At 58.2% G+C, this 26,235-nt stretch carries 23 protein-coding genes and 1 tRNA gene; 12 read left to right on the forward strand and 12 right to left on the reverse strand.

Going from position 1 to position 26,235, the window contains the following annotated elements; all coding sequences use genetic code 11:
• The first annotated feature begins 105 nt into the window (after positions 1-105).
• From mtnP to AC5S16_RS16565, 8 genes are read left to right on the forward strand one after another with little or no spacing between them, the layout of a single operon-like run.
• Positions 106-975 carry an S-methyl-5'-thioadenosine phosphorylase gene (mtnP, locus tag AC5S16_RS16530; RefSeq protein WP_493931201.1) on the forward strand — a complete coding sequence of 290 codons (870 nt, stop codon included), beginning with the start codon at positions 106-108 and terminating at the stop codon, positions 973-975.
• Positions 976-986: 11 nt separating this feature from the next.
• Complete coding sequence (locus AC5S16_RS16535) at positions 987-1,922, forward strand: PfkB family carbohydrate kinase (protein ID WP_493931202.1); 936 nt, start codon at positions 987-989, stop codon at positions 1,920-1,922.
• Positions 1,915-3,498 (forward strand): ArnT family glycosyltransferase, encoded by a 1,584-nt coding sequence (locus AC5S16_RS16540; protein WP_493931203.1) that lies wholly within the window; start codon positions 1,915-1,917, stop codon positions 3,496-3,498. The genes AC5S16_RS16535 and AC5S16_RS16540 overlap by 8 nt, the downstream gene beginning before the upstream one ends.
• Positions 3,499-3,528: 30 nt before the next feature.
• Positions 3,529-4,248 carry an MgtC/SapB family protein gene (locus AC5S16_RS16545; RefSeq protein ID WP_493931204.1) on the forward strand — a complete coding sequence of 240 codons (720 nt, stop codon included), beginning with the start codon at positions 3,529-3,531 and terminating at the stop codon, positions 4,246-4,248.
• Positions 4,245-5,057, forward strand: a complete 813-nt coding sequence (gene dapF, locus AC5S16_RS16550; RefSeq protein ID WP_493931205.1) for a diaminopimelate epimerase — start codon at positions 4,245-4,247, stop codon at positions 5,055-5,057. Before AC5S16_RS16545 ends, dapF begins: the two co-directional genes overlap by 4 nt.
• Positions 5,051-5,977 carry a S66 peptidase family protein gene (locus tag AC5S16_RS16555; protein ID WP_493931206.1) on the forward strand — a complete coding sequence of 309 codons (927 nt, stop codon included), beginning with the start codon at positions 5,051-5,053 and terminating at the stop codon, positions 5,975-5,977. The genes dapF and AC5S16_RS16555 overlap by 7 nt, the downstream gene beginning before the upstream one ends.
• A 3-nt stretch (positions 5,978-5,980) precedes the next feature.
• The gene (gene mpl, locus AC5S16_RS16560) at positions 5,981-7,399 is read left to right on the forward strand and encodes a UDP-N-acetylmuramate:L-alanyl-gamma-D-glutamyl-meso-diaminopimelate ligase (protein ID WP_493931207.1); all 1,419 of its coding nucleotides are present in this window, start codon (positions 5,981-5,983) and stop codon (positions 7,397-7,399) included.
• A gap of 3 nt (positions 7,400-7,402) precedes the next feature.
• Positions 7,403-8,113, forward strand: coding sequence for a lysophospholipid acyltransferase family protein (locus AC5S16_RS16565; RefSeq protein WP_493931208.1), 711 nt, complete (start codon positions 7,403-7,405; stop codon positions 8,111-8,113).
• Here the strand turns inward: AC5S16_RS16565 and AC5S16_RS16570 are convergent.
• The 10 genes from AC5S16_RS16570 to rnhB form a co-directional block, all read right to left on the reverse strand.
• Positions 8,110-9,648 carry a hypothetical protein gene (locus AC5S16_RS16570; protein ID WP_493931209.1) on the reverse strand — a complete coding sequence of 513 codons (1,539 nt, stop codon included), beginning with the start codon at positions 9,646-9,648 and terminating at the stop codon, positions 8,110-8,112. The two genes, AC5S16_RS16565 and AC5S16_RS16570, sit on opposite strands and share 4 nt — an antisense overlap.
• Positions 9,649-9,986: 338 nt before the next feature.
• Complete coding sequence (locus AC5S16_RS16575; RefSeq protein ID WP_493931210.1) at positions 9,987-10,664, reverse strand: SPOR domain-containing protein; 678 nt, start codon at positions 10,662-10,664, stop codon at positions 9,987-9,989.
• Positions 10,661-11,446: a slipin family protein gene (locus AC5S16_RS16580; protein WP_493931211.1), complete on the reverse strand. Its 786-nt coding sequence runs from the start codon at positions 11,444-11,446 to the stop codon at positions 10,661-10,663. Before AC5S16_RS16580 ends, AC5S16_RS16575 begins: the two co-directional genes overlap by 4 nt.
• A 52-nt stretch (positions 11,447-11,498) precedes the next feature.
• Positions 11,499-12,821 (reverse strand): NfeD family protein, encoded by a 1,323-nt coding sequence (locus AC5S16_RS16585; RefSeq protein ID WP_493931212.1) that lies wholly within the window; start codon positions 12,819-12,821, stop codon positions 11,499-11,501.
• Positions 12,818-14,437, reverse strand: coding sequence for a tetratricopeptide repeat protein (locus tag AC5S16_RS16590; protein WP_493931213.1), 1,620 nt, complete (start codon positions 14,435-14,437; stop codon positions 12,818-12,820). Before AC5S16_RS16590 ends, AC5S16_RS16585 begins: the two co-directional genes overlap by 4 nt.
• 11 nt (positions 14,438-14,448) lie before the next feature.
• Positions 14,449-16,068 carry an ArnT family glycosyltransferase gene (locus tag AC5S16_RS16595; RefSeq protein ID WP_493931214.1) on the reverse strand — a complete coding sequence of 540 codons (1,620 nt, stop codon included), beginning with the start codon at positions 16,066-16,068 and terminating at the stop codon, positions 14,449-14,451.
• A 3-nt stretch (positions 16,069-16,071) separates the two neighbouring features.
• Positions 16,072-16,377, reverse strand: coding sequence for a DUF3467 domain-containing protein (locus AC5S16_RS16600; RefSeq protein WP_493931215.1), 306 nt, complete (start codon positions 16,375-16,377; stop codon positions 16,072-16,074).
• 55 nt (positions 16,378-16,432) lie between these two features.
• Positions 16,433-16,517 (reverse strand) — tRNA-Leu (locus tag AC5S16_RS16605).
• 66 nt (positions 16,518-16,583) lie between these two features.
• Positions 16,584-18,398 (reverse strand): ABC transporter ATP-binding protein, encoded by a 1,815-nt coding sequence (locus tag AC5S16_RS16610; RefSeq protein WP_493931216.1) that lies wholly within the window; start codon positions 18,396-18,398, stop codon positions 16,584-16,586.
• A 398-nt stretch (positions 18,399-18,796) separates the two neighbouring features.
• On the reverse strand, positions 18,797-19,549 hold the full coding sequence (gene rnhB, locus AC5S16_RS16615; RefSeq protein WP_493931217.1) for a ribonuclease HII: 753 nt from the start codon (positions 19,547-19,549) through the stop codon (positions 18,797-18,799).
• Positions 19,550-19,689: 140 nt separating this feature from the next.
• Here rnhB and AC5S16_RS16620 point away from each other — a divergent pair, with 140 nt between their 5' ends.
• From AC5S16_RS16620 to AC5S16_RS16630, 3 genes are all read left to right on the forward strand, one after another.
• Positions 19,690-21,507, forward strand: a complete 1,818-nt coding sequence (locus AC5S16_RS16620; RefSeq protein ID WP_493931218.1) for a hypothetical protein — start codon at positions 19,690-19,692, stop codon at positions 21,505-21,507.
• Positions 21,508-21,579: 72 nt separating this feature from the next.
• A complete protein-coding gene (locus tag AC5S16_RS16625; protein ID WP_493931219.1) occupies positions 21,580-22,338 on the forward strand; it encodes a TIGR00266 family protein in 759 nt (252 codons plus the stop codon).
• 337 nt (positions 22,339-22,675) lie between these two features.
• Positions 22,676-23,173, forward strand: a complete 498-nt coding sequence (locus AC5S16_RS16630) for an REP-associated tyrosine transposase (RefSeq protein WP_493931220.1) — start codon at positions 22,676-22,678, stop codon at positions 23,171-23,173.
• A gap of 473 nt (positions 23,174-23,646) precedes the next feature.
• Here AC5S16_RS16630 and AC5S16_RS16635 read toward each other — a convergent pair whose 3' ends face one another.
• Positions 23,647-24,654, reverse strand: a complete 1,008-nt coding sequence (locus AC5S16_RS16635; protein WP_493931221.1) for a LacI family DNA-binding transcriptional regulator — start codon at positions 24,652-24,654, stop codon at positions 23,647-23,649.
• A gap of 125 nt (positions 24,655-24,779) precedes the next feature.
• Positions 24,780-25,385, reverse strand: coding sequence for a Uma2 family endonuclease (locus AC5S16_RS16640; RefSeq protein ID WP_493931222.1), 606 nt, complete (start codon positions 25,383-25,385; stop codon positions 24,780-24,782).
• A 42-nt stretch (positions 25,386-25,427) separates the two neighbouring features.
• Between AC5S16_RS16640 and AC5S16_RS16645 the strand changes: the two genes are divergently transcribed.
• Positions 25,428-26,201 carry a flavin reductase family protein gene (locus AC5S16_RS16645; RefSeq protein ID WP_493931223.1) on the forward strand — a complete coding sequence of 258 codons (774 nt, stop codon included), beginning with the start codon at positions 25,428-25,430 and terminating at the stop codon, positions 26,199-26,201.
• Positions 26,202-26,235: the final 34 nt, after the last annotated feature.

Consider the following 26,235-nt stretch of genomic DNA (forward strand, 5'->3'; position numbering starts at 1 on the left):
AATAACAGAAAATTAAAGGTAATTTTTGCCTCCATTTATACTGATACTTCGCGTCATCGGCTGTGCTCCGGCGCGTTCATTCTCAACTCAGTTACGGAGTAGCTTTTGCAGCAAGCGGAAATCGGAATCATTGGAGGCAGCGGGCTTTATACCATGCCCGGCCTGTCAAATACGCGCGAGGAGCGCGTCAGCACACCATTTGGAGAGCCCAGCGACGCATTCGTGCTGGGCGAGCTGGAAGGACGCAAGGTCGCCTTCCTGGCTCGGCATGGACGCGGCCATAAAATCCTTCCCTCGGAACTGAACTTTCGCGCCAACATCTATGCGCTCAAAAAGCTGGGCGTCGATCGGATTCTTTCAGTTTCTGCCGTGGGCTCGCTCAAAGAAGAGCACAAACCGACTGACTTCGTTGTTCCCGGCCAGTTCATCGACCGCACCTTTCATCGCGTGGCGACGTTCTTCGGCGACGGCATTGTGGGCCACGTCGCCTTCGGCGATCCAGTCTGCGCGACCGTTGCAAAGGCCATCGTGGATGCCTGCGCCGCATCAGATGTCGTGGGCAAATCAGGCGGCACGTATGTCTGCATGGAAGGACCGCAGTTTTCGACGCGTGCGGAGTCGAATCTCTATCGCAGCTGGGGCGCCGACGTGATCGGCATGACGAACCTGCAGGAAGCGAAGCTCGCCCGCGAAGCCGAGATTTGCTACGCCACCATGGCCATGGTGACCGACTACGACTGCTGGTATGAAGGCCATGATGACGTGACGGTCGAGCAGATCGTAGCGGTGCTCAACCAGAACGCCGCGAATGCTGCGAAGGTCGTGCGCGCGGCGGTGGCTGCGATGCCGAAGGAACGCACCTGCGCCTGTGCGACTGCGCTCAAGAATGCGATCCTGACGAATCCGGCGGCAATTCCGGCAGAGACGCGCGAGCGTCTGGATCTTCTGATCGGCAAGTACCTTACAAAAAACTAACTGGAGACTGCATGGCAATTCTAGTTGTGGGCAGTGTTGCGTTCGATAGCATTGAAACTCCTTCAGGGCACGCAGAACGGTGCCTGGGCGGGGCAGCGACGTATTTCTCGCTCTCCGCGAGCTATTTCACTGATGTTCGTGTGATTGCCGTGGTTGGCGAAGACTTCACCGACAAGGAAGAAGATGTTCTGAAGCGCCGCGGCGTTGATACGCGCGGCCTCGAGCATGTCTCAGGCAAGAGCTTCTTCTGGCGTGGCTCCTATCTCAGGAACCTGAACGAAGCGCAGACAGAAGAGACGCAGCTCAACGTCTTCGAGAAATTTTCACCGAAGATTCCAGCCGAATACGCCGACTCAGAGTTCCTCTTTCTTGCCAACATCGATCCCGTGCTGCAAGCCAACGTCCGCAGCCAGATGCCGAAGGTCCGCATGGTCTGCGGCGATACCATGAATTACTGGATCAACGGCCACCGCGAAAACCTGGAGAAAGTGCTGAAGGGGCTCGACGGCCTGCTGATCAATGACGGAGAAGCCAAACTGCTTGCGGACGATGCGAACCTTGTCCGCGCAGCGGAGAAGATTCTTGCGTTGGGCCCGAAGAGCCTGGTAGTGAAGCACGGCGAGTACGGCGCAACCGCATTCTTCAGCAATCGGCTCTTTCCCGGCGAGACAAAGCACATCTCGCTGCCGTTCCGCGCGCCGGCACTGCCGCTGAGCGAAGTCGTCGATCCGACCGGCGCAGGCGACTCATTTGCCGGCGGCTTCTTCGGCTATCTTGCTTCGCAGAAGGAAGTGACTCCGGCAGCATTCAAGCGCGCCATGTTCTATGGCGGCGTGATGGGGTCCTTTGCCGTGGAGCGCTTCGGCACCGACCGCCTGCAGCAGTTGTCGCGCGAAGAGATCGACAATCGTTTTACGCTGTTCCGCGAGTTGTCACACCTTGACTGAGCCGGAAACTGAACGCGCCGCACTTCGCAATGAGACTGCACTCGTCGCCTGTGCGGCGCTGGTTCTCTCCCTTCTGGCGCTTGCCTATTGCTTCCCGCGCGGCCTGCTTCTGCTTTATGGCGATGCGGTCGCGCATCTGCACATTGCGCGTCGCATCCTCGATTCGTTGAACCCCGGCTACCGGCAGCTCGGCTCTGTGTGGTTGCCGCTGCCACACATCCTGCTGATGCCCTTTGTCCAGAAAATGGAGTGGTGGCAGACCGGTCTTGCCGGCGCATGGCCTTCGATGGCCTGCTATGTGCTCGGCTGCATCGGGATCTACCGTCTGGCGCGCGTCTGGCTGCATCCGGCATTTGCTCTGATTGCTCTGCTGTTTTACGCGCTGAATCCCGGGCTGCTCTACATGCAGACCACAGCGATGACCGAACCGCTCTTTCTGGCAGAAATGATCTGGAGCGCATTGCTGCTGGCGCGGTATGCGCAGGCGTTGAAAGCTGGCGAGCAAAAGCGCGCCGCGAGCCTGCTGATCGGTGCCGGACTGGTGCTGGTGTGCGCCGTCTATACGCGCTACGACGGCTGGATCTACGCTTCATTCGCGTGGCTGATTGCTCTCGCAAAGATCAGGCGGCACTGGCGCGGGCTCGCCGGCGGCGCATTTCTGTTGTTTACCGCTCTGCTCGTGGCCGCTCCCTTGTTGTGGCTTCTCTACAATGCGAAGCAGTTCGGCGATCCGTTCGATTTTCTGCGCGGACCCTACTCGGCAAAAGCAATTGACGCCAGGACTTCGCCTCCGGGCAGTTTTCATTATCCCGGCTGGCACAACATGCGCATTGCCGTGCTCTATTTTCTGAAGGCCGCGGAATTGGGCGCAGCGCCTATGCATCTCGGTGACCTGTTGCTGTGTCTTTGTATCGCAGGAACGGCTGCAGCTGTATGGAAATGGCGCGGCAGCAACATTGCGCCGGCACTGCTGTTCTGGGTGCCGCTCCCGTTTTATGCCTATTCCATCGCCTATGGCTCGGTGCCCATCTTCATCCCCATCTGGTTCCCGCACTCGTGGTACAACACCCGCTACGGCATGGAAATGCTGCCTGCCTTTGCGCTCTTCCTCGGATTTCTCGTGAGCTGGTGCCGGGAACGCTGGCAGAGCACGCGCGCATGGCTTGTGCCTGCCGCTCTGTTTCTCGTCGTCCTGAACAGCGTTGTGCTGCTGCGCGCGCGTCCGCTTGTTCTGGGAGAAGCAATTGTCAATTCGCGCACGCGCATTCCTTTTGAGCAGTCGCTGGCGAATGCGCTGGCAGCGCTCCCCCCGCAGGGCACGATCCTGATGTACACATCCGACCACATAGGAGCAGTGCAGCGCGCGGGGATCCCGCTGAAGCGCACCATCAATGAGGCGGATTACTACCAGTGGACTCCGGCATTGAAGCATCCGGCTCAGGCCGCTGCCTTCGTCGTGGCCTCGGATGGAGACGAGGTTGCGCGGGCAGTGGCGGCGCACCCTGAAGGTCTGACGCTGGTTGACGTAGTGTGTTCCACCGGGCAGCCCTGCGCGCGCATTTACGTTTCAAAGTGATAGCATCACGCTCAAACGGCAATGACAAACATGCTTTGGTTGGCAGAAGAACCGGTTCACATGCTGAGCTTCGATGCTCTGCAGGAGACAGTGCTCACAGGCGGCGCTGCAGGACGGTTGCTGCTCGCGGCGCTCTTGGGCGGAATCATCGGCATTGACCGCGAATATCATCACAAGCCATCAGGCGTAAGAACCAATCTGTTGATCTGCTTCGGCGCTGCGCTCTTTACGTTTTTATCCACTGTGATTGCAGGCGAAGGCAGCGCCAATAAAGGGCAGATTGCTTCGAACATCGTGCAGGGAATCGGTTTTCTCGGCGCGGGGCTGATCCTTCACAACCGGGACCGCGTGAGCGGACTGACCAGCGCGGCGACCGTGTGGGCAGTGGCTTCTATTGGAATGGCGTGCGGCGCGGGACTGTACATCCCTGCCGTGTTTTCCGCCATTCTGGTACTGGTTGCGCTCGAAGTAGTTGGATTGCTGGAAAAGAAGGCAAACCTCAAACTGTACTCAGTGGTCTATGAAGTACGGGGTCGCGACGCTACCAAAATTTCGATGGCCATTCTGCATGCCATGGACCAGTTAAAGCGGCGGCTTATGCAGATCGATCAGGAGAACATTGGCGAGCTCAACCGCCTTTGCTTCACGGTCTCAGCAACGCGCAAGGGGCATCTGAAACTTACCGACTCTCTGAATGCGTCTCCTGCGATTGACGAAGTGCTGACATTCACCAGCCTGGAGGACGATTGATTTCATTTGTGAAGGCGCATGCCTGCGGCAACGATTTTCTGATTGTCGAAACAGCGCAGGTGGGTGGATCGAAGCAGCGCGCGATAGCCATCAGATTATGCGCGCGCAATACCGGCGTAGGCGCCGACGGGGTCGAATATCTTGAATGGACAGGCGAGCGTTCAGGGAAAATCAGGCTCTTTAACGCCGATGGCTCGATTGCGGAAATCTCCGGCAACGGCACGCGCTGCGTGGCGGCGTGGATGGCGCATAAAAAAAAACTGGGACCCGGCGACGTCATCACCCTCGAGACTGACGCAGGCACACGTGAATGCCGCATCGTGCAGGCTGACGATGGGCACTTCCAGATCGCATCGCGCATGGGCGTGCCGGCTATCGCTGCACGCAGCGTGAAATTGGCAGCTGGACAAGTCGACGGCGTAGTAGTCGCGACCGGCAATCCTCACTTCGTGATTTTTACGGATGACCCGGAGTTTGATGTGCAGGGGCGCGGCTGGCGCGAGATCGGCCACGAAATCTGCTTCCACAGCGATTTCCCCGAACAGACCAACGTCGAATTTGTCCGTGTCCTCAGTCCAGACGAAATCGAGATTCGCATTTTTGAGCGTGGTGTCGGGCCGACAACTTCGTCTGGAACAGGAACCTGCGCATCGGCGGTGGCCACAATCGCTCATCACAACGGAACAGCACAGATGCTGGTGCGCGCGCCCGGGGGCGAACAGCGCGTGGAGTGGAATGGCGGAGAGAGCGAGATTCTTCTCACCGGGCCTGCTGAGCTGATCGCTTCGGGCGAGGCCTTTGCATGCTGAAACCATCCGCCGTCGCGCCCGATGCGCATGTGGCCGTCATTGCTCCGGCCAGCTCTTCAAAGCCCGAGCGCCTGGCTCGCGGCATGGAGGCACTGCGCGCGCGCGGCTACGATGCAGAGTTCGGCCGCTATACGCAGGGCAGGCTCGCGCCCTATTTTTCAGGCACAGCCGAAGAGCGCCTGGCGGATTTGCACGCAGCGTTTGCCGATCCGGAAGTTCAGGCCATCTTTTGTACCCGTGGCGGTTACGGATCGAACTACCTGCTCGAAGATATTGACCTCGACCTCATCCGCGAGAACCCGAAGCCGCTTTTCGGATACAGCGATATGACCGCAGTGCAGACATGGCTGTTCGATCAGCTTGGCCTGGTCGCATTCCACGGCCCGATGGTCTCCGCGGATTTTGCTGTCGATGACGGCGTGCATGATGCGAGCCTGGATGCCGCTCTCGATGGCGACCTTGTCTCCGTGGGGGCTGCAGAAGGCCTACGGATTCTGAAGCCGGGACGCGCACAGGGCGTGATTTATGGAGGATGCCTCAGCATCCTGACCGCATCGCTGGGAACACATTTTGCGCCGCAGACCGAGGGCAGATTGCTATTCCTCGAAGATATAGGCGTGAAGCCATACCAGATCGACCGCATGCTGCGTCAGATGGTGCTCGCGGGAAAATTCGACGGCGTCTCTGGTTTTATTTTTGGCGAGATGCTTGAATGCGCATCGCCCGGAGCCGCGCCCGATCTGCTGGAACAGGTGATCCTGCGCGTGCTCGACTGGTTCGACGGCCCAATCGCCATTGGCCTGCGCTCAGGCCATGTTTCGCGCGGCAACGTGACGCTTCCGCTGGGCATTGAAGCAGAATTGATTCTGGAAGAGGAGCCGGTGTTGCGCTATCTGGAGCCGGCAGTGCAGGCTGAATAAAGAATGCAGAAAAAACATATTCACTTGATTGGAATCTGCGGGACGGCGATGGCTTCGCTTGCCGGCTTACTGCAGTTAAAGGGACATCGCGTAACCGGCTCAGACCAGGCGGCCTATCCGCCGATGTCAGACCTTTTGCGCAGCCTGCAGATTTCCGTCGCTGAGCCTTTTTCAGAAGAAAATCTCAAGCCGCAGCCCGACCTTGTGATTGTAGGTAATGCGATCTCACGCGGCAATGTCGAGCTCGAGTATGTGCTCGATCAGCGCATTCCGTTTGCATCGCTTGCGGCTTTGATTCACGATGAATTTCTTCGCGGGCGCGAATCGCTGGTGGTTGCCGGCACGCACGGCAAGACCACCACGACAAGCATGCTGGCGTGGATTTACGAAGTTGCATCGCACCAGCCGTCATTCTTAATCGGCGGAGTAGCGGAGAACTTCGGCACCAGCTTTCATCTGCGCGACAGCAGCACCTTCATCCTTGAAGGCGACGAATACGACACGGCCTTTTTCGATAAGGGCCCGAAGTTCATGCACTACTTTCCCGATGCGCTGATCCTCACGCACGTGGAATTCGACCATGCGGATATCTACCGCGACCTCGACCAGGTAAAGACCGCATTCAAGCGGCTGGTGAATCTCGTGCCGCATCGCGGACGCATCGTCGCATACGATGGCGCTCCAAATGTTTCGGAATGCGTAAGCCGTGCCTTCTGCAAAGTTGAGCGCTACGGTTTTGCTCAGGACTCTGCATGGCGCATTGCAGATTTACAGTTCAGCAATGGGCAGGCGAAGTGGAAGGTCTTTCGCGACGGAAAACCCTGGGCTGAACTTACCATGAACATGGCGGGCGAACACAATGCCTTGAACGCCACTGCTGCCGCTGCACTGGCCGCAGGCCAGGGAGTGGAAGTCTCTGCGATTCAGGAGGCGTTAGCAACCTTCAAAAGCGTGAAGCGCAGGCTTGAAGTACGCGCCGTGGTAGACGGCGTGACCATCATCGACGATTTTGCGCATCATCCTACCGCAATCCGCGAGACGCTGCGCGCGTTGCGGGCCGCATATCCTCAGGCGCGCTTATGGGCGGTACTCGAGCCGCGCTCGAATACCTTGCGGCGCAACGTGTTTGAGCGCGAATTGGTCGAGAGCCTCTCGCTGGCTGATCGCATCGTGCTGGCCGGAGTCTTCAAGCTGGAAAGCATTCCGGAGAATGAGCGCCTGCATCCCGAATCTGTTGTGAAGAGCCTGCAGCAGTCAGGAAAAGATGCTGCATTGTTTGCCAACGCCAATGCGATTGTGGAGGCGATTGCTCCGGAACTGCGCTCGGGCGATGTAGTCGCGATTCTTTCCAATGGCGGCTTCGACGGAATCTATGAGAAGCTCGAAATGGCCGTGCTGGCCCAGGCTCCCACTCGCTCGTAACCCATGCTTTCCACCTTTGCAATTGTTTTCACGTATCTTGTCCTCGGTCTGCCCGCGGCGCTTATCGGGCTGCCGTGGACATTGCTCACAGGCGACATCTCGCTCCTCTACCGCTGGGCGATGTGGATTGCGAATACCGGCGTCAAGGCCGGAGGCATTCGCATCGATGTTACGGGCCGCGAACAGCTCGATCCTCAGCAGCGTTATATCTTCATGTCGAACCATGTTTCCAACCTCGATCCCCCGATTCTGCTGCCGCTGATTCCTGGGCGTACATCGGTATTTCTCAAGCGTTCGCTGATGAAGATTCCCGTGCTTGGCTATGCAATGCAGCTTGGGAATTTCATTCCGGTCGACCGTGATGGGCGCGTCGAGAGCGCGAAGCAGAGCGTCGAGCGAGGCAGAGAAGTGATGGCCTCCGGCCTGCATGTAACTACGTTTGTCGAGGGGACGCGATCACGCGATGGACGCCTGCTGCCCTTTAAGAAAGGGCCTTTCTATCTCTCCATGGAAACGGGGGCGCCGGTTGTGCCCATCTCCATCTGGGGCACGGAAAGCATGATGAAAAAGGGCAGTATGAGCATCACTCCGGGCACAGCGCACGTTGTCTTTCATGCTCCAATCTGGCCGCGCGATTACTCCACGCGCGAAGATTTGCTGGCCGCCGTGCGCGAGGCCATTGCATCTTCACTGCCGGAGTGGATGCGCGGCTAGAACAGCGGAGGTACCGTGACCTTCGCCATGGCAGTGCGGCTCAGGTCGGGATGCGCCTTGTTTGGCGAATAAGCCATCAGGTTCTGCGATGGCTCGTCCGGTTTGAGCAGCCACACTTCCCGATCGGGAAATGCGGCCATGAGTTTGCGGTCGCTCTCCGGATCGATGCTGCGCGCCCACACAATGCGCTCGCTGTTCAGGTCTGCTCCGTTATAGACCCACTCCTGTACGCCGGGATGCTCGACCGAGTACTTTACGAGACAGAGCTGTTTTCCCGGATGACTGAGCAGAAGGTTTTCGATCTTTTCCCGTTCGACGGAAGCATAGTGTGGCTCTGGTGGGACAGAGCTCCTCATCCAGTGTTGATAGAAAACGTTCGTAGCAAGCAGCAGTTGCGCCAGCACCCAACCGCGTACAAGATTTTCCCCGCTGAACCAGCGGAAGTTCATTCTTCGCAGGGCGAACAGCCCGAATGCGATCAGCAGAAAGAAAACCGCAGCGGCGGGCGCGCCATATTGAGGATAGGGCTGCCACGCCATCAGGATGATTTCGATAACAAAGCCCAGCAGGGCAAAGACAGGAGCAAGTCCCAGTCCTTTCTTCTTCGCGAGCGCAGCGGTCCCGATCAGCAACAACAGCGCATTTCCAGCGAAGAAGAAGTGGTAATAGGTTTTTAATTTTAAACGGAGGAAGAAGTAAGGATACGTGTGCGCGAGGCGATAGGTGCCCAACTCCCACTTGGCATAAAACTTCCCCATCTGTTCATGGTGATAGACAGGTAGTGGCCGGATGCGGGAGAACATGAACGGTCCGGTGATGTGGTATTGCTCATAGTTTGCCGTGTAGGCAAAGAGCAGCGGATGCCCGGTGCCGCGCCAGTTGTAATAGCAGAGCCACATAAAGGTCATGCAGAGCATGAGCGCAGGCGCAGCTGCCAGCGCGGAGATACGCTTGGGCCCGGCGCGGCGCAGGCTCCATACAAGCACCAGCACAGCGGGTAGTGAAACGACGCAGCCTTCATAAGGACGAGTCAGCAGAAAGATGGCCAGGCCCGCTCCCAGAGGAATCGTCGATGCAAGCGTTTTGCGGTGAAGGATGCGCGGGATGCTGCCGATCACGAGCGCTCCGGCAATGCCTGTCAGTCCGAGACAGAAATAATTGTCGAACCAGTTGTTCCAGTTGAAGCAGACAGCGAGAGCGAGAATTGCGGCGGCCAGCCCATAGCGGCGCGGCAGCCATCCGGAAACAGTCCAGTACACCATGGCGCAGAAAAACGCAGTTGTCATGAGCACAGCGAGCCATGGCGACCCGAGCAATTGCCCGACGGCCAGAGCCAGTCCTGTTCCCGGCAGATACATTGACTGGTAGCTTGGCCAGATGTTGACGTGGAAGGTTTCAAAGGCCGCAGGCACCGGCGGCTGCGGATTCGTGAGGCGTCCGTGGACAAACGTATCGGCTGCTAACAGATAACTGAATTCATCATGAATGACTGGCGTTGGTACGGGCTCGGCGGGTAGCAGGGCCAGGCGGATCAAAACCGCCGCAGCGATAATTCCAAAAAATGCGAGCGCTGGTCTTTTACTCGCCAGGGTGAATTTTATTTCAAGCCAGGTAACAAGTCGCAGCCAGGGTTTCCAATACGCTGCTGCACAGGCTATGCAGACGCAAAAAAGTTCAAGGACGAGATAGTGCAGCGATGTTCCTACAACCAAATGGAATCACTCCGACGCGGGGATTTCTTAAGAATGCTTGCTTACTGCAATCTGCTTGCGTTCCTAAGTGCGCCGGAGCACTCGTACAGCCCGCCAAGTGCGCACCTTCTTATGGATGGACGCAGAAACTGGCGGAAGCGTTTGCTCGGAGGATAAGGATTTCAGGGCTTCAGGATAGCGTTGTAACCATCAGCAATGAGTTTTGTACGGATTGCTTTAGCGGCATCGCGTGATGGGAAGGGGCCAACCTGTATATGCAGCAGCTTGTCCTGCGGCTCATTGCGGACAGCAACGGTGTATCCATGCTGCCGCAGCGCAGAGGCCAGGGCATTGGCATCTTCTGAACGCGACACGGCGGCAATCTGAACCATGATCGACTGGGCGGCAGCTGCGGGTGCTGCCGGAGACATAGGCAGCGATGCGGTTTTAAGCGCAGGATTAAACTGAGGATTGGTCTGTGCCTGAACAGGCGCGGGCTGCGATGCAGGACTCGGCTTGGCTATGACTGCAGGAGCCGGAGCAGGTGTGTGTGACTCTACCGGCTGAGTGACGGTTGTGGGTGCGGAGTTGTCCGAATCAGCAGATGTATCGGCTGTCTTCAGGGCTTCCATGGCTGAGGGCTTCGGAGTGTTGCTGGCCGGGGGCGCCTTCGCCTCTTCCGGAGCAGCAGCAGATGTGCTGGCGGCGGGCGCTTCCTGTCCCCGCCGGCCCATGGAATAGCCAAACCCAAAAAAGACGCCGCACACCAGCACCAGCCCGAAAAATATGCCGAGCAGTGTGGTGGCATTCAGCGTAATTTCTGATTCGTTCTCTTCTTCGTATGCGACAGTGCTTCTCATTTCTGCTCCTCTGCGTTCGAGGGTGTACTGTTCGGGGGAACGAACTTCTGAATCAGTGACAACAGTTCCACGGGCAACGGAAAGATGACCGTCGTGTTCTTTTCCGTGCCGATGTCAGTAAGAGTTTGGAGATACTTCAACTGCAAAGTGATGGGCTGCGTTGCCAATAGATTTGCGGCGTCCACCAGCCGCTGTGCCGCGCTGAATTCACCTTCCGCATTGATGATCTTCGAGCGCTTCTCGCGTTCGGCCTCGGCCTGCTTGGCCATGGCGCGCAGCATCTGTTCAGGCAGGTCAACCTGCTTCACTTCAACGCTTACAACCTTTACACCCCAGGGCTCTGTACGCTGATCAATGATCGTCTGGATGCGCTGGTTGAGCACGTCGCGGTGCGAAAGCAGGCCGTCGAGCTCCACTTCGCCCAGAACCGAACGCAGCGTCGTCTGCGCAAACTGCGAGGTCTGATAAACGTAATTTGCTACTTCAAGGACTGCCTTCGCCGGATCGAGCACGCGCAGCGTGATGACCGCATTGACCTTGATGGTGACGTTGTCGCGCGTGATCACGTCCTGCGGGGGAACTTCCAGTACTTCCTGGCGGAGCGAAACGCGGACGATCTGGTCGAATGGCCGGAAGACGAGGATGATTCCCGGCCCTTTGGGCTGCGGCAGCGCGCGCCCCAGCCGGAAAATAACGCCGCGTTCATACTCACGAAGAATTTTGATCGAGTTCAGCAGATAAAGAACAATGACTGCAATGACGATCAGGCTTGGGATTCCCATACACGCCTCACTGAGCTGCGATTTTACCGCAGCGGGCTTGTGAAACGGGCGCTTAATTCGCGGCCTGTTCTCTTTCGGGAACCCGCTCTACCAATAGTGTCAAATTGCGAACGGCACGCACGCGCACGTGTTCTCCGGGCGAAACAGGAACAGGCGATTCGGCAAACCAGAGCTCGCCGTGCACCATTACCTGCCCGCGGGGATCGAGCGGCTGCTGCGCGATGGCGATAGAGCCGATCAGTGCCTCCGGTCCTGTGAGAACCTTATTGCGCCGCGCGCGCCATGCGATGCGGACGAGGAATGTGGTAATCGCACCAAACACAATGCCGGTTCCGACAGCGGTTGCCACGCTGACGCGCAGCTCAGGAATAGGTCCGGCGACAAGTGTGAGCGTCCCTAGAACAAGGCAGATGATCCCGGCAGCCGCAAGCACGCCATGGCTGGCAAATTTGGCTTCGAGGATCATCAGGGCAAACGCCGCCACCAGCAGCATCAGCGATGTGTAGCGCACAGGAAGCAGGTTGAGCGAAAAGAGCGCAAGCACAAGCAGCAGCGTCCCCAGCGCTCCGGGAATGATGGTGCCCGGCGTGTTGAATTCGAGATAGATGAGCAGCCCGCCGACCACGAGGATAAGCACGGCCAGGTTAGGGTCCATCATGCGGTCGAGAATATCTTCGCGCAGGGTGGTCTCTACCGGGACAATATGCGCGGCGCGCGTGTGCAGGGTTGTATTTGAGCCGTCAAAGCGCGTCACCGTGCGGCCATCGACTGCGTCAAGGAGCGCCGTGTTGCTCGGCGCAATCAGGTCAATCAGCTTGAGGCGCTCAGCCTCCTGCTCGGTGTATGACTTCGAGTTAAGCACTGCATCCTGCGCGGCGTCCGTGCTGCGCCCGCGCCGCGAAACATAGGAACGAAGGAAAGCAGTCGTATCATTCTCGAGCTTCTGCTTCATCTCCGGATCGAGCTTGCCTCCTTCGACGACCGGATGCGCTGCACCGGCATTCGTAGCGGGAGCCATGGCGGCAATGTCTGCCGATTCGAGAATGAAGAATCCTGCCGAGCCGGCACGGCTGCCTGAAGGCGCAACATAAACAATGATCGGCACAGGCGAGGCAAGAATGTCGTGAACGACCGTGCGCGTGGATTCGAGCAATCCGCCCGGCGTGTCAAGTTCGATGAGCACCGCATCAGCATGAATCTTCGCGGCATGAGTGATGCCGCGGCTGATGTACTGCTCGCTGATCGGTTGGATCGTATCGTGCAGATGCAGCAGCACAACCTGCGGCGGCTGTGATTCGGCGTTCAGCGTGCGGCCAGAAAACAAGATAATGGCGCAGGCACAAAAAACGATCGCACTACGCCACATGCGGTTCATGGCACCTGCTGACCTTTCTGTTCCAGCGCCATCTTCATAACACGAGCGTTAGCGTTGTTGGGTTCGAGTTTCAGCGCCTGGCTGATTTCGTTCGCTGCCGAGCTCAGCTGGTTCGCCTGCAGGTCAATGCGCGCCAGCAGCAGATGGGCTGCGGCTGTGGGCTGCAATTGCAGGGCGCGCTGCGCTTCCTGCCTGGCAGCCTCAGGATCATTGCTCCGTTCGCGCACCTGCGCCAGTCCGGTATGAGCGACAGCAGAAGCAGAGTCCGCTTGAAGCGCTGCCTGGTATTCGCGCTCTGCTTCAAGCAGCAATCCGCGATTGAAGAACTGGTCGCCTTCCTTGGTAAGCGCGGCTGCGCGCTCAGCCGGAGGAAGCGCGCTCAGGCGCAGTTGTTGCATCTGCTCCATCTCAAAGGCCGCCTGGCGGAAGCTGGCCTCGTTATAGGTGCGCTTGATGCGCTCGATAGGGCCATTGTTCCCTGCAGGTTGTGCAGCCGCCGCAGTCTGTTGCCCGCTGTGCAGCGTGCCCGAGAGGCTCGCGATCTCCGTGTCCTGGGGACGCAGTTTTGCCGCTTGATCGATCTCGCGCGTGGCCCCGGCAATGTCGCCGCGCCGCCGCAGAGAGACGGCCAGGTTGAAGTGGTAGTCAGCATCTTTGGGGTCCGCAGTGCTTGCCTGCTGAAAGAGCGGGGAGCCGTCCCTGCCGCGCCGCGCAGCCGCTACGCCCTGGTTGTTCACAACTTCGGGTAGCGGCAGTCGTGCGGTGTCAAAGGCGAAGGCGTCTTCCGCCTCAAGATATTTGCCGGTGTAGAAAAATGCGAGCCCGCGATAAAAGTCGGCTTCAAGCGCATAGGGATCGTCCTTGGACAGGCCCCCGAGCGTCGCAGCGGCAAGGTCGAAATTCTGGTTCGAGAAATAAGCTTTGCCCAGAGCCAATATCGCCGGTGAGAAGTGCGGATTTAACCGGACTGCTTCCCGCAGATGACGAATGCGCTCGTTGATGGAGTCTTCTGTGAGGCCGCGAACATAATTCTCAAAAGCTTCAAGGTGCAGGTCGGAATCGGCCGTCAAAAAAGTCTGCTGCGCGACAGAATAGGCAGGATCGATCTGCTTGGCGGTCTGCCACGCGAGACCATTCAGAACATCGAGCAGGCGCGGCAGGTCCGACTGCTGTGTCAGCGGATTGCCCAGCTTCAAGCTCGTTACATCGAGCACCTGCGCCGTCGCGCTCAATGTATTTCCAGTGGTCGTGAAGAAGCCGAAGACAACGTAATCAGCATCGACCGCCTGCGCCAGCCGGATCATGCTCGCGCGCGAAGGCTGAAACTTCGGCGGCAATCCCAGGCGGTCAAGCGCATAAAGCCGGTCGGCGTGGCTGATGGGTAGAAATCCCGCGGCAGCAAGCCTGCGGTTAAAAATCTCAGGAAACGCAGAGCCGATCCAGTCAAGATCGGCGCGCCCGCTGTGGTTCTCAAAAGGCAGCACGAGCAGCAGGCGTCCATGCATAGCTGTGGCCGCCTCCGCTGGAGGGCTGGCCGGCTGTTGCGCGATGAGCAGTGGCGCTGCTGCGAGCAGGAAAGCAAAGAGAATCGAGCGAAATAGTCTTGATAAACGCACTTCAAGGCTGATTATAGTGAACCGGGCTTCTGAATGGCTTGATGTTTGATGGTTGCTTCCTGCGGACGGTCGAAGTGTAGCACCGCCGCCCATTGCCCCTTCCGTTCCGCACGCCACGCAACTTTACCTCCTAGGATCTGCGCAATGGCCTCAGGCGGCAGATCGCGATGGAAGTCAAAGAATCGCCTATCGAGCGCCTCATTGCGCTCGCCGAGGCTCAGGAAGAGATGCGGAGGGTCATACTTCGTGGAGAAGATAAGCCCGACCGTATAAGGAGCCGAAGCCTGCGCTGCAGCCTCAATCTGCGGCAGCGAAAAATTGTCGATAGCAGCGACCTGCATGGGCTGCGTGATGTATCCCAGCTCAGGTTTGGTCAGCTCATCGCTTGCCGGCCATGCAGTAAGCACCGTGGCTCCCGGATAGTGCTGCTCGACCGCGCGAATCGCCGCCTGATGCAGCCGAATCACGTCGCGATAAGCGAGATTATCCTCAGGAGCAAAACGATACGGTGGATTGACGAAGAGCCCGGCAAGAAATCCCGCAGCGCTCAGTGCGGCCAGCAGCGGCCACGAGCGCAGTCTCCGATAAAAGGTATTCACGCAGAGCAGCAGAACAAGAGGGTACAAAGGAAGCAGATAGCGCGTCAACAGTGCTCCGCCAAGCACGGAGTAAAAGAGCAGGTTCGCAAGGATAATGATGTAGAGGAACGCCTGGTCCCCGAACGAAATGCGTTTTCGGTCCTCGACCGGCGGAAGCATCATGCACGCAAACATCAGAAGCACCGGTACGAACAGATTCATGTGCGCCGTGATGTGCAAGACGCGATGCGCAAATGCCAGCAGAATGCGCAACGGAGTAAGCGTGGCCGTGGCGTTGTAGCGCAGATACTCCGGATTACCGAAGACGAACCCCGTGCGCCGCCAGTGATAGAAGTACCAGTAGGCCAGCGGCAGGATAGGAAGCAGCAGTTCTCCCGCAGCGGATATACGATACATCTTCCGATTCAAGGCAGGGCCTTTCACCTCAGCGTCAGACTCAACCGGGGGCTTCAGCCCCTGAGGCGCAAAGGCCAGCCACGCCTGCCATCCAGCCAGAGCCAACGGCGTAACAATGGCGGTCTCTTTGGCAAGCGCAGCGAGCGAGAAACAAACCACTGCCGGCCACTTAATACGTTCTTCGAGAACAAAGACCAGCGCCCACAAAGTTGCTGCCGTAGCAAAGAGGTCAGCATGTGCAAGCGAGCTCTGCGCAAACCAGATGGGATAGAGCGCCGTCAGCACAACCGTCGTAATGGCAACAGGCACTCTGCGCGTTGTGACCATGGCCAGCCGATACACCGCCAGCAGCGCAATCGCAGCCACAAAGCACATCGCCGTCCGCGTGACCCAGGGCGCGAAGGTGAACAGCTTCCACCACAGCGCAAGATAAAGCGAAGGCAGCGGCGGATGCGCATTCGAAAGCGTCGAGAAGGGAATCAGCGAGCCGGTGCGAAAAAAATCATACGCTGCAGGAATATAGTATCCGGCCTCGTCCCAGTAATAAGGCAATCGCAGCAGCGACAGATGCGCCAGCAGCACCGCGGCAAGAATGACCGGGAAGACAAGCCAGAGCCGGGTCTGCGATTGCGGCACAGCCTAATGTACCGGGCCTTGCGGAGTGGGAAGCGGATGCTGCGGCTCGAGCGCAATATTGCCGAAGGCCTGCTCATACTGAGCAATGTTCTGCCCCAGGATGTTCCAGAGCGCCTTGGCCTGTTGTGGGCTCAGATAAATGCCCTGCGTGTTTTGAATGGTGACCGAATCAGGCGCATCCTGATGCACGAGCCCGAAGGCAAGAAAGAAATCCCACACGCTGACGCGCACCTGCACGCTGTTGGCATAGCTTTCACGGTAGTCCGGGGATTGCGAGAGATTGATCTTAGTCTGTTCGGCGGGATTCATAGTTGCTTTCAGAGTATCGCAGAGATGCAGTGTAGTGAGGGCACCTGCAAAAAGCTGGTGCGGGAGAAGGGACTTGAACCCCCACGGATTGCTCCGCCAGATCCTAAGTCTGGTGCGTCTGCCAATTTCGCCACTCCCGCACTTTTTTGCGAATTGCTATTACCAGCCTACTGTTAGACCTATGCTTGTTGCAATGCCGAACTGGATCATGGAATCTCATTCTCCAATTCCGTGTCCAGCTCGGACATATTGTCCACGATCAGGCCCAGCGCCTGCCGCTCGAACAGCCGCTTGTACGTGCCCTCCGGCTTCAGCACCAGCTCATCGTGAGCACCTTCTTCAATGACTTCACCGCTCTCGAACACAAGAATGCGGTCAAGCATCCGCACCGTTGACAACCGGTGCGCGATCACGATGGCCGTGCGGCCCGCGATCAGCCGTTCCATCGCCTCCTGGATCAGCGCCTCTGACTCCGAGTCGAGGCTCGACGTCGCCTCATCCAGAATCAGGATCGGCGTGTTCGCCAGGAATGCGCGCGCCAGCGCCACTCTCTGGCGTTCACCGCCCGAGAGTTTCACGCCGCGCTCGCCCACCAGCGTCCCATAGCCTTTCGGCAAACGGCTGATGAAGTCGTGCGCGTTGGCCAGCCGCGCCGCTTCTTCGATCTCATGCGTCGTCGCTTCCGGACGCGCATAGGCGATGTTCTCCGCCAGCGAACGGTGAAACAGGATCGGCTCCTGCGGCACCAGCGCCAGTTGCGCGCGCAGAGAGTCCTGCGTCACATGCGCGATCTCCTGGCCGTCAATCAGAATGCGACCGCCTGTTACATCGTAGAGACGGTGCAGCAGCTTGACGAAGGTCGTCTTGCCCGAGCCCGAGTGACCCACCAGTCCGACGCGCTCGCCTGCTTCAATGCGCAAAGAGAAGTCCTGAAACAACGGAGCCACCTGTTCGCTGTAACGGAAGTCCACGCGGTCGAAGACAATCTCACCCTTGCTTACGCGGATCGGTTTCGCGCCCGCGCGGTCAGCCACTCCAAGCGGTTGCGAGTGGAACGCGACCATCTCTTCCATGTCGTTCACGCTGCGCTGCAGGTTCGCGACATGCTGCCCGATATCCCGCAGGTAGCCATGAACGATGAAGTAGCTTGTCAGCACGAACGTCACATCGCCCGGCGTAGCCTTGCCGCGCCACCACAACAGCACTCCGTAGCTGGTCACAACCGTCCTCAGCACGAGCAGCACCGTCAGCTGCAGGCCGCCGGCGCGATTGCCGAAACGCCAGGTGCGCGCCGTGCGCCGGCTCCATTTCTCGAGCACGTGCGCCAGGCGAAAATCTTCGCGCGCCTCCGCTCCAAAGGACTTCACCACAGCATTGCAGGTCACAGCATCGGCCATCGCGCCTCCGAGTCGCGTGTCCTGCGCATTCGAGAGGCGCGCCGCCGGAGACACATAGCCCAGCGACAACCCCACCGAGATAGCGACATAGAACAAAGCTCCGGTAGCAACGATCAGTCCCATCACCGGCCAGCGAAGGCCAAGCAATATGGAAGACCCGGCCAGCACCAGCAGCGCCGGCAGCAGCGCAAGCAGCAGCGTGTCGTCCAGCAGATCGACAGCCCACATGCCGCGCGTAATGCGCCGCACAATCGAGCCGGCAAAGTTATTCGCCTGCCAGTCTGTCGAGAAGCGCTGCACGCGCCAGAAGGCATCGCTGGCAAAGCGGAACATGAGCCGCAGTGTCAGCTTGATGATGCCGATCATCGCCATGTAACGCGCCGCTGTCAGCAGCGCGCCAAGCCCGGCCATGACAGCGATCGACTTCACCGCCGTATAGAGAGCGGCGTGCGACGCAATAGCGTCGATCAGCCGGCCCGAGTAAACCGGCAGAAACAGGTCGGCGGCCGTGGCCATGATCATGCTGAGTGCGATTCCCGTGACAATCGGCATCTCCCGTCTCCAGTGGCGGAAGACGAAGGCCAGAACGTCACGCATGGCATTTTCGCGAAACAGTTTTCGCATAAGAGTCACTCGCTGATGAAGCCGGACCGGGCACAGTGCGCGGCGCAGCTAAGGTTGTTTTGCAGTTTGAGAGTGTTGGGAAAGCTTCCGCTGAAGCGCGCAAACAAAACGCCGGAACTGCGTCCTGACTGCTTACAGATTGCTAAGGAAAACTAAGCGCGCTTGCTGACGGGAAGGCCCGCGGACTGCGATTGAGGATCGCCGAGGATGAATAGCTTCATTGTGAGAGCCTTCCTTTCAAGAGATGTATAGCAGTATAGCAGAGGTTTTCAGGAATCCGGGACGAAAGTTGATTTTGAATTTCCTCAGATCTGGCGAAGAAGTTTTCCTCTGCGCACCTCTGCGCAGACTCCGCGTCCCCTGCGGTAAAGCTTTTCGTACCCGATGCTACCGTGAGGTTACAGCGCCTGCTCAACCACTTCCGGCAATACATCCTCCCAGGGCAGAGAAGTCTGCGAGACAGGACGGAAGCTTTTTCTGTGCAGCGGAGTAGGCCCGTATTTTTCGAGCGCAGCCAGATGCACCGGCGTGCTGTAGCCCTTGTGCGAGGCCAGCCCATAGTTCGGATACTCTGCATCGAGCTCGCGCATGCGCTGGTCCCGATAGACCTTCGCAATCACCGATGCCGCGGCAATCGAGATCGAAAGCGAATCGCCATAGATAATGCTGGTCTGCGCGTGCGGAAGATCGAGCCGCATAGCATCGATCAACAGATGGTCAGGCATGGGCGCAAGTTTGCTGACCGCGCCCACCATGGCCAGCTTCGATGCGTGATAGATGTTGATGCGGTCGATCGTCTCCACATCCACTTCTTCAATCGCGATAGCGATGGCCTTCTGCTCCACGATCTTTGCCAGCCGCTCGCGGTCTTCGCGCAAAAGCTGCTTGGAATCACGCAGCCCGCGAATGCGCGTGTTCTCCGGCAGAATGACGGCGGCAGCAACGACGCATCCGAAGAGAGACCCGCGTCCCACCTCGTCCACCCCGGCAATGACAGTAGCGCCCTGCTCCCGCGCGGTCTTCTCATATTTATTGCCGCAGCGCAGAGAGCGCAGCATACGCATCTTGAGCGTTGCCGCAGAAACGTTCTCCTCCAGCTCGATGACTTCAGCATCAACCGGTTCGAGCTTGAGCTTGGGAGCGCGGGGCATTAAGAAAAGTCTAATCCCGCCATGCGGTAAGGATGGCGGTGGAAAACTCGTCCCGTCGCCTTTGTTTTTGTAAGCTGTGTGGGTAATTCAACAGAGACCTTTACGAAATGCAAAAGCTTTTGGTTTTCACGTTGTGTGTTATGGCCACAGTTGCAACTGCCTCGGCCCAGTATGCGGAGCTGTCCGCGCCGCGCATCGAACAGATTGCTGCCATGCTTCCAGCTGAGCCTGCGGGCTCAGGCCCTCCATGCTCTGACCGGGCTGCCTGGGGACCAGTCGCGAACCAGTTTGCTCCTGAGATCAAACAGGCCGAAGCCCTGCTCAACAAGCCTTTTCCCGCGTGGAACGACGATGCCTACCTCGACTTCACCCGCACAGGAAACAGGCAGCTCGGCGAAAAGATGATGCACGCCCGGCAGGACTGGCTGTCACCGCTGGTGCTGGCCGAGTGCGCCGAAGGACGCGGGCGATTCACTGCGCGCATTGCCATGGTGCTCGATGAGCTGTCCGCGCAGAAATCATGGACGCTGCCTGCGCATGATGGCAGCCTCCAGAGCTTCAACGGTACGCAGTATTTTGTGGAGCTCAATTCCGCAGACCTCGCGCACACCATCGCTGAGACGCTTTATCTGCTGGGCAGCCAGATTCCCGACGCCACCCGCAGGCACGCGATGGATGCTCTCGAAGCGCGCATCTTCGCCCCCATGCGAAAGTCGTTTGCAACCGGCAAAGGCAACGGCTGGCTGCACCTCAAGATGAACTGGAACTCGGTCTGCCTGAAGGGCGTCACCGGAGCTGCGCTCACCGTTCTCCCCGACCGCAAAGACCGTGCGCTCTTCGCCGCCGCGGCAGAGCACTACTCAGGCAACTACCTCGACGGCTTTCAGGATGACGGATACGGCGTCGAAGGAATGGGCTATTGGAATTACGGTTTCTCGCATTTTGTCGAGCTGCGCGAAATTCTATGGCAGGCCACTAGCGGAAAGATCGACCTCTTCGCCAGCGAAAAGGCGAAGAAGTTCGCGCTCTTCGGCGCGCAGTTCCCCATGTTCCCCAACAACGTTGCTTCGTTTGAAGATGCGCACTATATGTCTGGTCCAGACCCCGGCCTGCTCGCGTATGTAAATCGCATCTTCGGCCTCAAACCTTCCAGCATCGAAGCCCAGTCCGAAGCAACAGGACAGGCATCGCTCACCTGGGCCATCATGACCGCTTTCCCCAATCACGCCGCGGAACTCAGAAACGCCGGCCTGACAGGCGCTGTCGGACTGCGCGCGTACTATCCGCAGTCCCAGGTGCTGGTTTCGCGCCCGAAGCCTGGCGGGCGGCTTGCCATCACCATCAAAGGCGGCGGTAACACGGCGCACAGCCATAACGACATCGGCTCATTCGTGATCGGCCTCGGGGCAACACAGCCGATAGGCGATCCCGGAGGCCCTGCCTATTACACCCAACGGACCTTCAGCCGCGAGAGGCTGCAATCGCCGCTGCTCAATTCCTACGGTCATCCCGTGCCGGTCATCGACGGCAAGCAGCAGCTCGATGCAACAAAGATCAAAGTGACCGTTCTGCATACTGATTTCACCGACAAGCAGGACTCCATCACCATCGACATGGCTCCCGCATACGATACGCCGCGCCTTCATGGATTTCGGCGCACCATGCTTTACTTGCGCGAAGGATCAGGGGCGATCGAGATCGAAGACCGCTTCGATCTGACCGGGCCAACAGACATCGAAGAAGCCTTGCCGACCAAGGGCCAGTGGCGCCAGCTCGATGCGAAGACGCTCGAATTCACAACCGGCTCGGAGCGCCTGCGCGTCGCCATCGATGCTCCAGCAGAAGTGAAATTTTCTGAAGACAAGGTAGAAGATTACGGCAATGCATTCACGCGGGTCAGCGCGAAGCTGCGCCTCGAGCATTCCGGCAGCATAAAGCTGCGCTTCACTCCGGAATGAAACGACGCACGCCGTGTTGATACTATTCGAGTGCAGGCGGAAAACTAAGTCTGTCCCCAGGAGTCAGAAACTATGCAAAGCCGCATTACCGGAACCACCATGCCCGTACTTGAGCTGCTGCTCGAGCCCAACGAAACCGTCATCTCGGAAGCCGGCGAGCTTTCCTGGATGAGCAGCTCCATCCAGATGACGACGCACACGCAGATGGGCGGCGGCGGCGGCATTTTCGGTGCGATCCGGCGCGTGGCCGGTGGCGGCACGCTCTTCATGACCGAATACCGCTCCGTAGGCGGGCAGGGCGAAGTTGCTTTTGCCACCAAGGTTCCCGGGCACATCGTTCCTGTCGAAGTCAGCGGAGGGCACGAATACTACATTCATCGCCACGGCTTCCTGTGCGCCACCGCAGCGATCCAGCTCGGTGTGGGCTTCCAGCAGTCGCTGGGCGCGGGCATCTTCGGTGGTGACGGCTTCCTCTTGCAGAAGGTGAGCGGTGCCGGAGTCGCGTGGCTTGAGCTTTCCGGCGAGCTGATCGTAAAAGACCTCGCTCCCGGCGAAATGCTGCGCGTTCATCCCGGACACGTCGGCGCCTTCCAGGGAACAGTCTCCTTCCAGATCGCGCGCATCCCCGGCATCCGCAACATGATCTTCGGAGGCGACGGAATCTTTCTGGCAGCGCTCACCGGCCCGGGCCGCGTATGGTTGCAGACGCTGCCCATCTCCAAGCTGGCGCACCAGATCATGCACTACATGCCGCAAGAGCAGGCACGCGAAACCACGCAGGCCGGAGTCGTCGGCGGCATCGTAGGGTCAATCCTCGACGGCATGCGGTAAGAAGGATGGTGCTTCATCAAAGTCTAGGGATCATTGAGGCGAGGCAGAAGCGCTAGACTGTCGAGCCGGCACGCGCATGTCCATACGACAGGGTAATCGATACCGTACAGTCGCAAATAACTACTGGAAAGCCTCGCGCGAGCAAGGCCGGTGAATAAGGCTGAAAAAGCATGAACGCAAAAGCAATTATCAAGCCTTGCGCAAGCAAGGCCCCGGTAGAAGCACCGGCCTTTAGGCCGGTGAATGAGCCGTAATACAGAAAGGGCCTTCAGGCCCGGGCCCTTCGTACTCCAACGTAATCTTCCTGGTGAATAACTACTCAAATAAACTCCTGCCAATGCCCCTCGCACCACAGGAATTAAGGACATTCTTCACCACCGCCGTAACCGCAAACCGCCGACGGCTCTTTCAGGTCCGTTCAAATGCTGAACTTCTGCTCAATCTGTTCCAGGAAGACCGCGTCAAAGACCGCTATCAACTCCATGCCTTCGTCATCATGCCCGATCACATCCATTTGCTTATCACGCCTGCCCCGGATGCCTCTGTTGAAAAGGCCATGCAATACATTAAAGGGGGATTCTCATTCCGTCTCCGCTCCAGATTAGAAATATGGCAAAGCGGATTTACGAAACACCGCATCGAAGATACTCACGACTGCACAAAACATCTGAATTACATCCACGAAAATCCCGTCCGTTCACGTTTATGTGAACGGAGAGAAGATTTCCCATATTCTTCAGCCTCAGGCATCGTCTCCATCGATCCCGTGCCCGCACATTTGAGGAACCCAGGGCTAAAAGCCCTGAAAGAGAAATGCCTCTCTTCATCGGCCTGATGCTTCTACCCCGTGGTACGGCTGAAGCCGCACCGCCATATCCCGGCAAATAAAATCCTGTGAAAGATTTCATGTTGATGCAAGTCAATATCGAAAGCATGAATGCAAAAAGCAATTCATCAAGCCTAGCGCGTGTTTTTGTAACGATAGGTCCCAGATTGGTTCCTTTCATGAATACAAAGCAATGCATCAAGCCTTGTGCGTGTTTTGTAACGATAGGCCCGAGATTGGTCCTTTCATGAATACAAAAGCAATGCATCAAGCCTCGCGCGTGTTTTGTAACGATAGGCCCGAGATTGGTCCTTTCATTAATACAAAAGCAATGCATCAAGCCTTGCGCGAGCAAGGCCCGGTAGAAGCACCGGCCTTCAGGCCGGTGAATTAGCGCAACCCAGAAAGGGCCTTCAGGCCCGGGTTTTTCTGTCAAGCCAACCTAATGGAAATCTGAATGGGTGCGAGAGTGGCGAATGCCATCAGGCCTTCGCCTGCCGCCCCTGGCAGCCGCACGAGCGCCGAACCACCAGCTCCACTGGCAGCACGACGCGGTTGCCCTCCTGGGGAAACTCCCCGCGTTTGATGCGGTCAAAGAGCAGGTTCGCGGCCACGCGGCCCAGCTCGGATGCCGGCTGGCGCACGACCGTTAGCGTGGGATGCAGGATGTCAGCCAGCTCGAAGTCGTCGAAGCCGACCAGTGCCACCTCTTCCGGCACGCGGATGCCTCTCTCGATCAAAGCATGGAGCGCATAGCGCGTGGTCACGTTATTGGCGGTAAAAAACGCCGTCGCCGGATTCTTGCCTTCGAGCTCTCCGGCGATGATCTCGGCAGTCGTCTCATCGGACGAGCAGTCAAAGCTCGCCTCAGGCTCAAGGCCGGCCTCCTGCATGGCACGGCGATAGCCCTCAAAGCGCGCCCGCACGGTGTAAAGGTTCTTGTTGTACCCGAGAAAGACAATACGCTTGTGCCCGTGCTGCTCGATAAGGTGCTGCACGGCGCGCCTGGCGCCGCTCTGGTTCTGCACCTGCACCGAGTCGATGCGATCGTCGTGAACAGGCCGGTCGAGCGTCACGATGTGCGTGCCATTGAACTCCGATTGGTTGATGTGCGATCTGCGGATATCGGCAGGAATAATCAGCAACCCCTCGACATGGCGCTGCACCATCGACTGTGCTTCGTTGAACTCAGCCGCCGCGTCGTTGTTTGACGTCGTCAGCGTGACCGAGTATCCATGCTCGCGCGCCACGGTATTGACTGCATGCGCGCAGGTAGCGAAAAAAGGATCGTAGAGATAGGGAACAATCAGTCCAATGGTGCGCGATTTGAGGCTGCGCAGCGCGCGCGCCATTTCATTGGGCCGGTAGCCAAGCTTCTCAATCGCGCGATAGACGCGCTTGGCCGTTGCTTCAGAAACATTGGCGGATCCATTCAGGACGCGCGATACGGTCATGGTTCCGACGCCGGCGACGCGCGCGACGTCGTTCATGGTTGGCTTGCGTTCCATTCATTACGACCATCGCATCCGCATTTGCATGGAGTCAACCATTTCCAACAAACAGAGGGGGCGAGACAGAATTTACTGCTGAGAGGGAACAGGCTCCTAATAAGATCTCAATCCTCGAACTCACTCCAGACAGCCGTCAGGTCAAGAACAAAGCCTTCAATTGGCCCGGAGCTTGCTGCCTGGTCGCCGGTTTCGAGGCGCGGAGACTTCCCCGCCTCGTAGATCCAGACGTTTCGCTGATAAGGATCGATCAGCCAGCCCAGCCTCGCGCCGTTGGCCAGCCACGACTCCATTTTTTCTTTTGCTTTTGAGAGGTTGTCGGAAGCAGACAGAAGCTCAATCACAAACGCAGGCGTAAGATGCAGGAAATGTTTGCGGTCTTCGCTGGAAAGGCCTTTGACCTGTTCCGCGGTCGCGTAAGCTCCATCCGGGCTGAGGGAAGAGCCATCCGGAAGAAAGAACGCTCCATTGGAGTCGAAGACCTTTCCTTTCCGGTGCTGTTTCCACCAGGCCCTCAATTGATAAGTGATTTCCGCATTGCCGCTGCTGCTGTCACCGCCCGTAGGTGGATTGACGATAATCTTGCCTTCCTTCGTCCGCTCAAGTTTCACCAGCTCGTTAGCGGCGCACATCTCCTCGAACTCCTCATCGGTCAGAGGGGGCTCCAGCACAATATTGCTGGGCAGTTTCGGGATTGCGAGGATCGTGCTCATAGCCATCATTCTAGCTTTGGAAGCGGAGCTCATAGAAAGAAAATGCCTGCGCATTTTTACTTTGAGAGCAAGATGCGGATAGTGCGCGTGGCTGCGGTTCTCTATGGTCAGCATCAGAGGAAAAACCTGATGCTACGCACCATAGATCCAGCGATTCTGTATTTCGGTACACCGGTTGTTTTGCTCAGCAGCTTGAATGAGGATGGCTCGGCCAATCTCGCGCCCATGTCCTCTGCGTGGTGGCTTGGCCGCCGATGCATGCTCGGGCTGGGAGCGCGCTCTAAGACGCCGCAGAACATCATCCGCACCGGCGAGTGCGTCCTGAATCTGCCATCAGAAGACCTGGTCGCGATGGTCGACCGGCTCGCCCTGACCACCGGCTCAAACCCCGTGCCTCCGCACAAGTTCGAAAAGGGCTATCGCTATGAGCCGGACAAGTTCGGCATCTCGGACTTTACCCCGGTCGAATCGGAAACAGTAGCCCCGCCGCGGGCGCTCGAATGCCCGGTGCAGCTTGAAGCGAAGCTTGAAAAAGTGCACCCGCTCGAAGAAGACGACGAGCAGCGCCGGGGCTCTCTGGTGGGCCTGGAAGTCCGCATCACGCGCGTCCACATCGATGACCGCATTCAGCTGGAGGGCATAACAAACCGCATCGACCCCGACAAGTGGCGCCCGCTCATCATGAGCTTTCAGCAGTTCTATGGATTAGCGCCACGGCTGGACAGATCAACGCTGGCGACCATTCCTGAAGAGATGTACCGCATCCGGGCGCAGGCCGCAAAGGTAAAGGAGATAATAACTATATCTGAATCATAAGGTTACGCTGCCATCCACTGTCTTGCATCCCGGC

It is taken from the genome of Acidobacterium sp. FHG110202_01, from assembly GCF_059115305.1.

Bases quoted from the DNA above. Each gene is read 5' to 3' on its own strand.
- AC5S16_RS16535 (WP_493931202.1), top strand. From the start codon at position 987: ATGGCAATTCTAGTTGTGGGCAGTGTTGCGTTCGATAGCATTGAAACT.
- AC5S16_RS16545 (WP_493931204.1), top strand. From the start codon at position 3,529: ATGCTTTGGTTGGCAGAAGAACCGGTTCACATGCTGAGCTTCGATGCT.
- AC5S16_RS16555 (WP_493931206.1), top strand. From the start codon at position 5,051: ATGCTGAAACCATCCGCCGTCGCGCCCGATGCGCATGTGGCCGTCATT.
- mpl (WP_493931207.1), top strand. From the start codon at position 5,981: ATGCAGAAAAAACATATTCACTTGATTGGAATCTGCGGGACGGCGATG.
- AC5S16_RS16565 (WP_493931208.1), top strand. From the start codon at position 7,403: ATGCTTTCCACCTTTGCAATTGTTTTCACGTATCTTGTCCTCGGTCTG.
- AC5S16_RS16575 (WP_493931210.1), bottom strand. From the start codon at position 10,664: ATGAGAAGCACTGTCGCATACGAAGAAGAGAACGAATCAGAAATTACG.
- AC5S16_RS16580 (WP_493931211.1), bottom strand. From the start codon at position 11,446: ATGGGAATCCCAAGCCTGATCGTCATTGCAGTCATTGTTCTTTATCTG.
- AC5S16_RS16585 (WP_493931212.1), bottom strand. From the start codon at position 12,821: ATGAACCGCATGTGGCGTAGTGCGATCGTTTTTTGTGCCTGCGCCATT.
- AC5S16_RS16600 (WP_493931215.1), bottom strand. From the start codon at position 16,377: ATGAATCCCGCCGAACAGACTAAGATCAATCTCTCGCAATCCCCGGAC.
- AC5S16_RS16610 (WP_493931216.1), bottom strand. From the start codon at position 18,398: ATGCGAAAACTGTTTCGCGAAAATGCCATGCGTGACGTTCTGGCCTTC.
- rnhB (WP_493931217.1), bottom strand. From the start codon at position 19,549: ATGCCCCGCGCTCCCAAGCTCAAGCTCGAACCGGTTGATGCTGAAGTC.
- AC5S16_RS16620 (WP_493931218.1), top strand. From the start codon at position 19,690: ATGGCCACAGTTGCAACTGCCTCGGCCCAGTATGCGGAGCTGTCCGCG.
- AC5S16_RS16625 (WP_493931219.1), top strand. From the start codon at position 21,580: ATGCAAAGCCGCATTACCGGAACCACCATGCCCGTACTTGAGCTGCTG.
- AC5S16_RS16630 (WP_493931220.1), top strand. From the start codon at position 22,676: ATGCCCCTCGCACCACAGGAATTAAGGACATTCTTCACCACCGCCGTA.
- AC5S16_RS16635 (WP_493931221.1), bottom strand. From the start codon at position 24,654: ATGAACGACGTCGCGCGCGTCGCCGGCGTCGGAACCATGACCGTATCG.
- AC5S16_RS16640 (WP_493931222.1), bottom strand. From the start codon at position 25,385: ATGAGCACGATCCTCGCAATCCCGAAACTGCCCAGCAATATTGTGCTG.
- AC5S16_RS16645 (WP_493931223.1), top strand. From the start codon at position 25,428: ATGCCTGCGCATTTTTACTTTGAGAGCAAGATGCGGATAGTGCGCGTG.